The sequence below is a fragment of the Pseudomonas sp. MYb327 genome (genome assembly GCF_040438925.1).
GTDB lineage: Bacteria > Pseudomonadota > Gammaproteobacteria > Pseudomonadales > Pseudomonadaceae > Aquipseudomonas.
This window is the reverse complement of record NZ_CP159258.1, coordinates 2636199-2648707: the sequence shown is the minus strand read 5'-3', so window position 1 is coordinate 2648707 and position 12509 is coordinate 2636199. Positions and strand designations below refer to the sequence as shown.

The 12509-nt window shown below is 54.5% G+C and carries 12 protein-coding genes; 3 read left to right on the top strand and 9 right to left on the bottom strand.

The annotated features are described in order from the left end of the window. Positions 1–94: 94 nt before the first annotated feature. The 4 genes from ABVN21_RS11820 to ABVN21_RS11805 form a co-directional block, all read right to left on the bottom strand. On the bottom strand, positions 95–487 hold the full coding sequence (locus tag ABVN21_RS11820; protein ID WP_339552258.1) for a response regulator: 393 nt from the start codon (positions 485–487) through the stop codon (positions 95–97). Positions 488–600: 113 nt separating this feature from the next. After that, positions 601–1221 (bottom strand): response regulator transcription factor, encoded by a 621-nt coding sequence (locus ABVN21_RS11815; RefSeq protein ID WP_339552389.1) that lies wholly within the window; start codon positions 1219–1221, stop codon positions 601–603. A 41-nt stretch (positions 1222–1262) separates the two neighbouring features. Continuing rightward, positions 1263–3167 (bottom strand): ATP-binding protein, encoded by a 1905-nt coding sequence (locus ABVN21_RS11810; RefSeq protein ID WP_339552257.1) that lies wholly within the window; start codon positions 3165–3167, stop codon positions 1263–1265. A 112-nt stretch (positions 3168–3279) separates the two neighbouring features. Then, positions 3280–3873, bottom strand: coding sequence for a lecithin retinol acyltransferase family protein (locus ABVN21_RS11805; RefSeq protein ID WP_339552256.1), 594 nt, complete (start codon positions 3871–3873; stop codon positions 3280–3282). A 356-nt stretch (positions 3874–4229) separates the two neighbouring features. Between ABVN21_RS11805 and ABVN21_RS11800 the strand changes: the two genes are divergently transcribed. Continuing rightward, positions 4230–4676 carry a cupin domain-containing protein gene (locus tag ABVN21_RS11800; protein ID WP_339552255.1) on the top strand — a complete coding sequence of 149 codons (447 nt, stop codon included), beginning with the start codon at positions 4230–4232 and terminating at the stop codon, positions 4674–4676. Between the two features lie 120 nt (positions 4677–4796). Here ABVN21_RS11800 and ABVN21_RS11795 read toward each other — a convergent pair whose 3' ends face one another. After that, positions 4797–5426: a LysE family translocator gene (locus ABVN21_RS11795; RefSeq protein ID WP_339552254.1), complete on the bottom strand. Its 630-nt coding sequence runs from the start codon at positions 5424–5426 to the stop codon at positions 4797–4799. 317 nt (positions 5427–5743) lie between these two features. Continuing rightward, entirely contained in the window at positions 5744–6643 is a 900-nt protein-coding gene (locus ABVN21_RS11790; protein ID WP_339552253.1) for a LysR family transcriptional regulator, read from the bottom strand. Positions 6644–6765: 122 nt separating this feature from the next. Between ABVN21_RS11790 and ABVN21_RS11785 the strand changes: the two genes are divergently transcribed. Continuing rightward, positions 6766–8190, top strand: coding sequence for an aldehyde dehydrogenase family protein (locus tag ABVN21_RS11785; protein ID WP_339552252.1), 1425 nt, complete (start codon positions 6766–6768; stop codon positions 8188–8190). Positions 8191–8375: 185 nt separating this feature from the next. Next, positions 8376–9089, top strand: a complete 714-nt coding sequence (locus ABVN21_RS11780; protein WP_339552251.1) for a class I SAM-dependent methyltransferase — start codon at positions 8376–8378, stop codon at positions 9087–9089. A 498-nt stretch (positions 9090–9587) separates the two neighbouring features. Here ABVN21_RS11780 and ABVN21_RS11775 read toward each other — a convergent pair whose 3' ends face one another. The 3 genes from ABVN21_RS11775 to ABVN21_RS11765 form a co-directional block, all read right to left on the bottom strand. After that, on the bottom strand, positions 9588–9836 hold the full coding sequence (locus tag ABVN21_RS11775; protein ID WP_339552250.1) for a hypothetical protein: 249 nt from the start codon (positions 9834–9836) through the stop codon (positions 9588–9590). 116 nt (positions 9837–9952) lie between these two features. Continuing rightward, positions 9953–11152, bottom strand: coding sequence for a patatin-like phospholipase family protein (locus ABVN21_RS11770; protein ID WP_339552249.1), 1200 nt, complete (start codon positions 11150–11152; stop codon positions 9953–9955). A gap of 235 nt (positions 11153–11387) precedes the next feature. Then, entirely contained in the window at positions 11388–12422 is a 1035-nt protein-coding gene (locus ABVN21_RS11765; RefSeq protein ID WP_339552248.1) for a sensor domain-containing diguanylate cyclase, read from the bottom strand. Between the last annotated feature and the right edge of the window lie 87 nt (positions 12423–12509).

Below are 12509 nucleotides of genomic sequence, written 5' to 3'. Positions count from 1 at the left end.
GGCTTAATCATGCGGGTTGGCGGAGGGCATCGGGGAAAGTCCTCACTGATTTTTTGTAGCTAAACAATGGGTTTGACAGAGCGCATCGCGATGCTCAGCTTACGATAATGCCTGTTTCTCTATTTCTCAGAATTTGCTCGATACAGTTAATCATCACTTGTCCATCAAATGGTTTGCTGAGAAAACAGATCGCTCCCGCGGATTTGGCACGTTTGCGAACCGATTCTTCCGGGTATGCGGTGATGAAAATAATGGGAATGTCGTGCCCTTGACTGAGGAGTTCAGTCTGCAGGTCGAGGCCGGTCATGCCCGGCATTTGAACGTCCGAGATCAGGCAGTCCGTGCCGTAGCTTTTGGCGCAGGCGAGAAAATCTTCTGCGCAGGAAAAAAGACTCGGTTCACAACCCATGGAGCGCACCAGGCTGCTGAGCGCGATGCGGCCGGATTCGTCATCGTCGACAATCGAGATCACAGGGACTTTATTCATTGTGCAGATCCTGGCGCGACATCAATGGATTCGAAACAGCTGAAAATCTATCGCGCCAATTCCACTCTATTTGCCAATAGCCTTAAAAGAAATAATACACACGTATGTGCTGGTCAGCGTTTTGGTCCGATTCCCAAGGTTTGTGCCATTCGAACCAGGTCTGCAAACGACTTTGCGTGCATTTTTTTCATCACATGCCCGCGATGGATTTTGACGGTGATTTCACTAAGATTCATTTCTCCCGCAATCTGTTTATTCATCAAACCCCTGGCTGCATGGGCCATGACCTCTCGCTCACGCGCCGTCAGCGAGTCGTAGAAGGCATGCATCTCGGTGTCTTGTTTGTCGATTTCCCTGCGTTTGGCATCCTTTTGGTGTGCAGAGGCGACGGCATCCAGCAAATCCTGATCGCGAAACGGTTTGACCAGAAAATCCACGGCCCCGGCTTTCATTGCCTTGACTGACATGGCGATGTCGCCATGGCCCGAGATGAAGATGATGGGCAATGGGATCTTCGACTCCATTAACTGATGCTGGAACTCCAGGCCACTGGCGCCTTGCAGCCGAACATCGAGGACCAGACAGCTGGGCGCATCGGGATCAGGTAGTTGCAGAAACTCTGTCGGCGAGGCAAAAGTCTGTACTTGGAGCCCCACCGAACGAAAGAGGCTACTGAGCGCTTCACGCATGGGGGCTTCGTCGTCTATCACAAATACGACAGGGCCCTTGTCCATGGCCGTCTTATCAATGGAAGAAGTATCTTCGCTCACGCAGGCTACTCATTGCCGGAGGGGAAGGACAAGTGGAATGCCGCGCCTTCACCTGCTTCACTTGTTGCCCAGATTCGGCCGCCATGGGCATCAATGATCGATCGACAAATGGATAACCCCATACCCATTCCGTCGGCCTTGGTGGTGTAGAAAGCGTTGAAGAGTTTCGGCAAGCATTGCGGCGAAATGCCGGGGCCGTTGTCTTTGACATCAATGCACAGTTCACCCGCATCAGAACGCCTAAGGCGCACATGGAGCGTGCGATGTTTGCTTTCGGTCTTGGACATTGCCTGCACACCATTCATGAGCAGATTGATGATGACCTGCTGGAGTTGGACGCGGTCACCCATAATCCGGGCTGCCTGGGTATCGTATTGATGGTCTAGCACAATCTTGTTCCGTCTGACCTCCCTATCGACCAGTGCCACTGACTCTTCTATGACCTCCATGAGATCAACCGGGACGCTTTGAGGATCGGTCTTGCGTGACATTGCTCGAATACGCCGAATCACCTCGCTCGCTCGATGGGTCTCGCTCATCATGCGTTCCATCGCACTGCGAACCTCGTCGATGTTGGGAGTCTCGCGATTCAACCAGCGCAAACCGGCAGTGCCATTGGTGGTTACGGCGGCCAATGGCTGGTTGACTTCATGTGCTATCGATGCCGCCAGCTCACCCAAGGTTGTGATTCGCGTCACGTGAGCCAATTCTGTCTGCGAGCGATGGAGCGCTTCCTCAGACATCTTTGCATCAGTGACATCCATCAGCGCCCCGATGTATTCAAAACTCCCGGCGGCATCCTGGATGGGATGAGCCAACATCTGCACATGCTTGATCCGTCCATCGGCCATCAAAAGCCGATACTCCACCTTGATGTGTGGCTCTTTCTGGTAGGCATGCTTGATCGACACTTTGACCAGGTCCAGATCATCCGGGTGAGTTTTTTTCAGCACGCTGGACAGCAGCGGCTCCTCATCGTCGCCGAACTCGAATATCCGTCGAGCTTCGTTTGACCAATACATTTCACCGCTTGGAATTTTCAGGCCAATACTTCCGGTTTGACTCAGCCACTGAGCACCGGCCAGGAACGCTTCACTGCGTCGCAGCGCATTGATGGCTCTCTTTTGCTCGGTGATGTCGTTGTGCGTAGCCAGAACAGCTTTCGGCTGATTGCTCTCGTCACGTGACAGGGAGCATCGACTTACAACCGTCACGGCTGTTCCGTCACTTCGGTGCTCCACAACTTCGCCTTCCCATCGGCCGGTTTCAATCAGCGCGTTCATCACTTGCTCCCAGGTGAGCGTCAGTTTAGGCCGAAGAAGAGTGCGAAAATCCTGACCGATCGCTTGTGCTTTGGACCAGCCATACAAGGCTTCGGCGCCGGGGCTCCACGTAGTGATGATGCCATTCATGTCTCGAACGATGATGGCGTCGTGGGTTTGCGCGAGCATCCGCACTTGTTCCAGCAACTCGTCATTGGCTGCTTTGTTTTTCAGTGCCAGTAAGGTGGTGATGCCGATCGCGGACAGGCTTACCAGACAACGGGCGAACGCGGAGCTATTGAAGTCGCTTCCATGGGAAATAAAAAAAGCGGCTAACGTCAATCCAAAACAGGAAAGCGAAACGCCAATTACACCTTTGCGGGAAAACTGATTTACCGACATCAGAATCACGGCGACGTAGAGCACCGCTATGGCGATATGGATGGAAGTGAGTGTGTCGATGACGAAGATGGCACCTGCAAGCGTGGCGGCGCCAAATCTCTGGAGGAGCGTATGAGAGGCAGGGTGCTCGGGATTTTCTACAACTACCGTCGGTTCAATTGAGATTTTCATATCAATTAATAGGCCTGCTGGGATGCAATTCATCACGGGTGATTGCAGTGAACACCGCTGGCGAAATTGCAGCAAGCAAAACCCCTATCGGATAGCGTACCGGGTCGGTTCGTACCGAAGAGAACGTCGTACCAGTGTTTTCATACGTCAAGATAGTTTATGTAAAGCTGGTGAAACACTTCAGAGACTAAGCAATTAAACCTGTCTTCGACGAGAAGAGCTTGCGCACCAGGCGGAGGGGGCGATGGAGATACTCGGCAACTTGAGCGCTGTAGCTATTGCCGGTGATACACCAATTGCAAAAGTGTTCGCAGTTGTTGGACAGAATTTTGTACCGTGACTCTCCTATTCTCGACATGGCTCGTACAATTATCTCGTCGCTGGAAAAGGCGCATTCTTCTGGATGTACCCAGATGGAACTGCCGTTGCCGAAGCGGTCCAGGTCAGTGACTTCGATCGGGCCGGCTTGAAGTGATGCACTCAAACCCGAGTAATGAGCGACCTTGCCATCGCCAAGGTAGATGCCGTGATGAACATAGAATTTGCGCGGGCTCACCAGGTGCGATCCTGCACTCAGGCGATCAGCGTCACGGACTATGAAGGCTGCATACTTTGCATCCCGGGTTGTTAGTGCTGAATGAGTGCTGCAGGCAAAGGAACCGTTTTCAATTAACGGGTCATTCAAGTTTGGTTCACACTCCATATTGACGACTGCCGAGTTCAAATAGATAGAACCGATGGAGGATACGATGCCAATTGTTTTCATCAGTAGCTTGTTCATGATGAAGTCCTCTGGAGCCTTTGAAAATAGAGTATCTTTCCAGAGAAAAATAAGCAGTCGTGCATAGGTTTGTAGTCGATAGTCACTTTATATGTGCGTCTCATACTTCAGTATTATTCGCGGCGCCGATCGAGTTTTATCCGAAGTTATGCTTCATCTGAGAGCCACGCGTGCTGGTTGAGTCGACTCCGCCCGAAGGGGTTGTATCAGAACGTATCCCTAATCTCCCCTGCTAAGTTTGCATACAAAACCCCAGTCAGTCCGACACGTGCGGGATACACCATTGCCCCGAAATGGATGCACCGCACGAGCGGACCCCTACACGGCCTTTACCGTGAACTGACCGGAGAAATTCAATGTATCGTTCCAACACTGGTAAAACTGTCGGCATGCTAGGTGTTGCCCTGGCCGCTGCCTTATCCCTTTCGGCATTCGGCGCAATGGCACAGGCTCAAGAGGCGCCAGCGGCCAAGAGTTGGCAGACAGGTCTTCACCGCACGGATCTGGTGAAACGCGATCTGGGTGTTTCCGACCGCGAGGTTATCCAGGTTCGCGTCGACTTTGAGCCAGGTGTTGCCGCGCCCAAGCATTCTCACCCAGGCGTGGAGATAGCCTACGTCATCAGTGGCACCTTCCAGTATCAACTCGAAGGGCAGCCGACTGTGACGCTCAATGCAGGTGACTCTCTGTACATTCCGGAAGGTACGGCGCACATCGCGACGAACATCGGCACGACCACCGGCTCAGAACTGGCGACCTACATCGTCAAGAAGGGGGAGCCGCTGGTTAACTTGCAGAAATAGGCTGAACTGCCGGCTGCTTGGAGAACTTGACCTTCAGGCAGTGCAGCAATTTCGCGCCGTTGTCGGCGCGAATGTGCTGGTACCAAAATAATCAATGAAAAAGCTATTTAATAATAGGTTTCACGCCTGCTGAACCAGTGCAAGCCTTACGGAAAATCCGATGAGAAGGGTACCGAATAGCCATTGCTGAATTCGTTGCCCCAACGCATTTCGCTCCAGCCAGCGGCCAACCCATGCGCTCGCGGTCGCAAAAAAACTGTCGAACGCAAGCCCTGTAATGACGAGGACGATACCTAACACTGCAAATTGCTCCCCTACGGAAGAGCGATTGGGGTCAATGAATTGTGGTAGCAATATTGAGCTGAAGAGCAGTGCTTTCGGGTTAAGCAGGTTAGTCAAAAGTCCGCGGCGGAAAGCTGCCTTCAAGCATGGCGATGCAATGGGATCCTCAACTGCTGTAGGGGAGCTTGACCCGCTGCTTTTGAACATTTGCAGCCCGATCCAGAGTAGATAGGCGGCGCCTGCGTATTTAACGACGTCAAATGTCCAAGGAAAAACTTTGAACATCGTAGCCAACCCCAAGGCTGCCAATGTGACGTGGCATGCACGGGCAAATGCCAGGCCCAGTGCCGTTGCCACTGCGGCCGTTCTGCCTTGTTTTGCGCCGGTTTGCAGCAGCAGGATCATGTCCGGGCCGGGCATTAAAAAGATCATTGATAGGGCTAAGAGATACAGCGCTTTATCTTCCATTCTGAAGCAACTCAGTGACGGGTGAGGGAGATAAATTCTAGGGCCGAAGGGGAGGGCAGGTGGTTGCGTTGTGAACTCGATACTCGGGTTTTTTTAGCAGTTTATGCCGAAGAAGTTTAATAAATGGTTTGTATATGCCAAGTGTCTGATTTTCTCAAATAATGCTCGATAGCTACGATTGAGGCATCTGGCTGGCCTGAATTAAGACGGTCGACTGACTAACGAACAACTGGCGGAGGAGCAATTTCATCTTCCCCACAGCAACCTTTCAACCTCATCAAATTTGCCGGCGACCTTCAAATAGGTCTCGGCCCATCTCATGCCCTGGGCCGCAACTCCTGCGCCAGTTCAATCAGTGCGCGCAGTCTCGCCGGCACGAAGCGATGGCCCGAGTAGTAGAGCCTCAACCCGCCAAATGATGGGCACCATGGCATCAACATCGGCACCAGTGCGCCGCTTGCCAGTTCTTCCAGAATGAACCACTCCGAAATGAAACCAATACCAAGGCCCGACAATACGGCCTGTTTGATGGCCAGCAACTCGTTGGAGGCGAAGCGCACCGGCAGATCCATCTGCAGCTTTTGGCCATCGCGCTCCAATTCCCACTGGTAAAGGCCACCATGGGCCATGCGCATGCCGATGGTCCGGTGGGTGAGTAGATCTCGCGGGTGCTCGGGCACGCCGTGGCATTGTAGGTACTCGGGCGTCGCTACCACGAGCATGCGGATATCACCTGACAATGCCACGGCAATCATGTCTTGCGGCACAGACTCTGCCAGGCGAATCCCGGCGTCGAAGCCACCGGCGATGATGTCGACCATGCTTGATTCGCTGACGATGTCGATGCGCACTTCGGGATAGCGCTGAGCGTACTGCTTCAATAGCGGCTCTAACAGCAGGTAGGCCGCGCCATATGGTGCATTGATGCGCAGTGTGCCGCTGGGTTCATCCGGGCCGACGCTGGCTTCTTCGCCGGCACTTTTAATCTGTGCCAACGCAGGTGCGATTCGTGCCACATAGCGTTGCCCGATGTCGGTGAGGGCAACGCTGCGCGTGGAGCGATTGAACAGGCGCACTTTCAGGCGTGCTTCAAGGGCGGCCACTGCGCTGCTCACGGCGGTAGTGGACATGCCCAACTCCTGTGCTGCGCCGCGAAAACTGCTGCGGCGTGCAACGGCCAGAACCACTTCCAGTTCGGTCATTCCTGTTCTGTGCATGGATTGTCCTGAATATGAGGATGCTTCATAAGCCAAAGGATGGCTTATCGGAATAATGAACCCTTCTTAGACTTCATCACAGAGGCTCGATTCAGGCGAGTCATTTTGAGCGAGGAGTCGCCATGCAACGCATTGAACACATTTACATCAACGGCGAGTTTGTCATTCCACACGGTCGGGAATGGTTCGACCTTCACAATCCTGCCACCGAGGAAGTCATCGGTCAGGTGCGGCTGGGCGATGCACTGGACGCACAGCGTGCGATCGCAGCCGCCAAGGCTGCGTTCCCGGCGTGGGCTCGTACTAGCCGGGAGGAGCGCATTTCGGCACTGCAACGCATGCACCGGGCCATGGCGGCAAAGGAAGAAGAACTGCTAGAGGCCATCCTCGTGGAATACGGCGCACCTGCGGTCCGTGGGCGCTGGATGGCGACTTATCCGGCTGACGTGATCGCGCAAGCAATCGATGCACTGGAGGCGTTCGATTTCGAGGAGCAGGTTGGCATGGCCAGGGTCATTCTGACGCCTGTAGGCGTTACCGGTCTGATCACACCCTGGAACAGCAATGCGGGCTTCATCTGCAACAAGCTGGCCACCGCGCTGGCGACAGGCTGCACCGCCGTCATCAAGCCAAGCGAGATGAGCGCGTTGCAGACGCAGGTCGTGGTCAGTGCGTTGCACGAAGCGGGGCTGCCAGCGGGTGTATTCAATATCGTCAACGGACGAGGCGATGTGGTAGGCGAGGAAATCGTCCGTCATCCCGACGTTGCCAAGATCTCGTTCACGGGGTCGTCCGCTATCGGCCAACATCTGGTGAAAACCGGTGCTGACACCATGAAGCGCGTGACGCTTGAACTCGGCGGCAAGTCGCCCACCGTGGTGCTTGACGATGCGGATTTCCAGGCAGTCATGCCGCTGGTGCTGCAAGCCGGATTTCTCAACAGCGGCCAGGCTTGCATCGCCGGCACTCGCATCCTCGTGCCGCGCAGACGGCTGGCGGAGTTCGAGCGGATTGCGAAGGCGGGGGTCTCACAGATTCAATCGGGCGATCCACGCAACGCCAACACCGACATCGGTCCGATGGTGAGCCACAAACAATGGGAGCGGGTGCAGCGCTACATCCGTAGCGGCCAGGAAGAAGGCGCGAGGTTGTTGGCGGGTGGCGAAGGTCGCCCGGAAGGCTTGCATGCCGGATGGTTCGTTAAGCCCACGCTCTTCACCGATGCCAACAACCGGATGCGCATCGCGCGTGAGGAAATCTTCGGCCCCGTGCTGACGATCATCCCCTACGAGGATGATGCTGATGCGATCAGCATTGCCAATGATACGGACTATGGGCTGAGTGCCCTGGTGCTGGGAAAAAGCTCCGAACGTTGTATGAGCGTCGCCCGTCAAATCGATTCGGGACGCGTGCTCATCAACACCCTGGCCCACGAACCACGTGCCCCCTTCGGTGGATTCAAGCATTCGGGTCTTGGGCGCGAAATGGGCAGGTGGGGGATGAGCGCGTATTTGGAGCCGAAGACGTTGATCAGTATGACCCGTTGAAATGATTGGGCCAGCTTCCTGTCCGGTCATTACGTGATCGTTTTGAACAAACTTTGAAATCTGAAGAATTTTTTCCCAAACCTGGGCGCGCTGGTATTCCTATGGGGAATGAATTGAATAAAATTAATGAATTTCTATTATCGATCGTTATGACTTAAGTTGATTCAAGGACATGGAGAACCGCCTTGAAATCACCACTCAACTCAGCTGAAAAGTTTGATAACGCGCGGGCCAATGAGTATGGACGACAGAGCCGTATCGCACTGGCAGGTTATGACGCCTGTCAGGACTTGGCGGCGTGCATGCTCGCGGCAAGCCTGGGAAATATGCAGTCGGCAAAAATACTGGTAGTCGGCGCTGGCGGTACGGCGCAGGAGATCATCGCGATGGCCAGTCTTGAGTCGGATTGGCGCTTCACCGCCGTTGATCCATCTGAACCGATGCTGGAAACCGCGAAACAGCAGTTAGCCATCAACCACGTGCTTGAAAGAACGGAGTTGCACCTTGGGCACGTTGAAGACTTGGCCGCAGATGAGTCCTACGACGCAGCTACTTTGATCGGTGTACTCCATCATCTCGATGGGGATGAGGCCAAGGGAGAAATTCTGCGATCCATTCGGGCTCGTCTGAAACCGGGGGCTCCGCTGGTTGTTGCCGGCAATCAATATGCCTATGCCAGCCAGCCGTTGCTCCTCGCCGCCTGGGGGCAACGTTGGCGGCAGCACGGAGCCAGTCCGGATGAAGTGAAAGTCAAGCTAGGGAAAATTCTTCAAGGCGCTGACCCTCCACATTCCGAGGCGGCTGTTCAGAAGCTTTTGCATGAGGCGGGTTTTGGCGACGCCACCCGTTTTTTCAGCAGCCTGTTCTGGGGTGCCTGGCTAACGTGTAAAACGGCCTGAACGGCGATCTGAGTGGCTGCGCCTGGCCGTTTTCCACCCGTTCCTACGGCAGCTTTTTGGGCGATGGCTGTCAGTGAAAAAAGAAGCACCCTCCTATAATGCGAAGCTGAACAACTAATGCCGCCGCCGACTGGCAAGTCGGCGGGGTCTCATCTCATCTCATGGCTTGAGCTTTGTTTTTCTCTTCGATTTTCGCGCCTACTACCGCACGAATCTGATCGATGCTGAAGCTTGCCAGTTTCTGGCTAGGCGGGTAACGACTGGCATTTTCATTTCAGCGACGGCTACATGAATCGGCCTGCCAGGCCGCTTCGACAACCCAACATTTAGAAGTGAGAGAACAGGATCACTTGTTACCTGAAAATTCCGGGAAGTAGTCGACGTTGTATCTCGTTCAAGGGCCCGATAAGGGCCTTTTGACAAGAGCAGGAAATTGGACGACATCGATATCAACACATAGAGAACGCTAGGGCGTTAAGCCCTAGCAGATAGCAGGTGTCACTTTTTCTTTTTCGCCGATTTTTCTGCCTTGTCTGATTTCTTGGCCTTTTCTGGCTTGCTATCAGCTTTTTTTGCAGATTTTTTTGGTTCGGCATCTTTTTTCTTGTCTTTCTTGTCGGAAGATTTCGAAAGAGCCGAGGCCGCAGCAGATTTCTTTGTCAGTGATGACTTTTTGTCTTTCAAGTCCTTACTGGCGCTTGAAGCTCCACCTTTGCTTTTCTTCTCGTCTTTAGCCACGTTGACCACCTCTCGGAGTATGCCGGTATTGGCACATTGCCTGTGCGAATCTCCACAAGCTGATCATTAGGCGAGCGCGTGCAACAGCGGTTCAAATTCTTTTGATGCGCTTTTAGCGATTGGCTTCATCGGGAACAGTGTTCCAGGTGCGGTGATTTATGCCACGGGTAGCCCTTCGAGCTGAGTTGAAAGGCGTAATCGAATAAACGCTTCATGTACTCGCCGTCGAATTTGCGATTGTGGGGAAAGTAAAAGTCGGAGCCAATGTAAGCAAGATTGAAATCCGCTCCATCCTGTTGCGCCATGCGGTAAATGCGTTCCAGGTCGCTGATCCCTTGAGTTTGAATCAAGGCACTGATGGCTCGACCGCCGATGCTTAATGTACGGCGCTTTGTACCGGACCACTGCGGCGCGAGTGTTCCATTACGAATGACATAGAAATGACGGTCCTGTCGCAAAGGTGCGCCGGTGGCTTTGCTTAGCGCCATCACCGTGCTGGGTGGATAAAGAAACACTTGAGTAATGACCCCTCCATCCACGTGCATTTCCTGGAACAGTTTGCCATCTACGTTCACATCAATCATGACGGGTGAGACTGCGCCGGGAATGCTCATTGACGCGAGCATGATGTTGCGAAAGAGGTGGAGCGCCCCCGGTGCTTGACTGGAGGCAATCGCCCCCATGTTCCAGGTAACCGGGCGCCCCGAATCAAGGTCCGTTGTACCGATCAGCAGAATTCGTCCTTTGGCGTACTCCGTCGCGATTGCCGCAAGAATGTCGGCTGTGACGTATGTTGCGATGAGCCGCGACAGCGGTTTGCTATCCGCTATGCCGTCGCTGGCAAAACGGGTTAACACGTTTCGCGAATGAAAAATGTCTTTGGGTCCGATTCCGTTGGAGACATACCGAATCACGCCGTCGTACTCGGAACCCAGGTAAGCGAACGGGGCAACCAGGGCTCCCGCGCTAATTCCCGTGACGACCTTGAACAGGGGGCGAGTCCCGTGTGTCGTCCATCCAGCAATAAGTCCCGCTGCGAAGGCGCCCGCATCACCGCCGCCGGAGACCGCCAGCATATTGGCCAGTGGAAGGATATTGTTCGGCTTCCCGGCCTTGGCGAGAACCTCGCTCTCCCGTTTGTTGGACTGAACCGCATCCTCAATGAAAGGCATCAGGTCGTGGTCCAGCCTGTAGCGAGCATCAGGAATGCCCGGGATGACCGCTCTTTCCGTCAAGTCCGGCGGAACAGCGTCACGGCGTGGCAGACACGCCTGAAGAAACATGTCCAGGGTTGAGGCGCCAGGTTTGAGCGGAAATGGTTTCAAAACGCCTCTCTCCAGCCCTTGCCGATGACGACATAAATCGCGGCGTGCGCCTCGAGCAGAATTACTTACCGCCCGTTCGAGTGACTGTCTAAGTCACTTTTGTGGTCGATGCAATCATCCAGTATGGACCCGTGATGGATAATGCGCCCCGAGCACATGCCAGAAACAGCAACGGTGGAGGAGAGCAATACGCGGACTGATCCTGGGTCTGTCGTTTGCTGCACCTTCGGCTTCCCTACAATCGTTGGCGGTTTCGCTGCTGTTTCACCTTATACATCTCGCGGTCTGCAAGCTTTGTGGCCTCGTCTACCGTCACGCTGCCTGGTAACACCGCCACTACCCCAACACTCGCGCCGGTGTATTGAATATCACCAAGACCGTGGCCCAGCTCATATCGACCTATAGTCGCTTTGGACAGGCGATCCTGAAGCAGCTCGGCGGCATGTTGCATGTCCTTTGCCAGGTCCGAGTGTTCGGAGGGCGTGCCCAAGGCGATCACAATGAACTCATCCCCTCCAGTACGCCCGACGATGTCGCTGGACCGAAGGCCATTCTGCAGTTGGGCGGCTACCCCGCGCAGAAGCTGGTCACCTGCCAGGTGGCCATGGGTATCGTTGATGAGCTTGAACCCATCCAGATCGATGACGCCCACGAGTATGTACTTGTTCTCCCGCTGTGCCAGGGCGAACAGGCGCGCGGCATCGTTCAGGATGGCTCGCCGGTTGGACAGGCCGGTGAGCGGATCTGTCAGGGCCAGCTTGGTCAACTCGGCGTTGGCTGCCTGCAGCCGCTCAACAAGCCGCCCACGTTCAAGGGAATATCCCAGCAACCCTGACAACAGCATCAGCAAGGGTTTCACTTCGGGAGAGCAGGCCACGCGATCCGAGCTGGCAGCACATACCGTGCCCAACAGTTGCCCATCCTGGGCTCTGATTGGCGCGCTCACGTAAGTTTTGATACCCAAGGACGCGGCGGCCACCGAATCGCTCCAACACTCGGCAACGTTATCCGAGTACAGGCGATTCTCGTCCAGCGCCCGCTTGCACAGAGTATCTGTCCAAGGCACAACCAGCCCTTCAGGAATCACCATGTCACCGACGTTGCGTGCGAACTCGACACGCTGGACACCCTCGTCGGTATCAATGGTCGTCAGATAGGTCGACTCCATACCGGTTACCTTGCTGAGCAGCGACAGAAAGGGACGCGTAAGCTGCTCAAGGGTTTGGGCTTTGGGAATGGTATCGGAGAGAAAAGATAAAATCTGATCCATTAGGATGTGCCGATAGCTAGATAGAATGTCAATTATCGACTGATCGGCGGATTACTGAACAGCGAAGGGTTACTGTCAGCGCGCTCG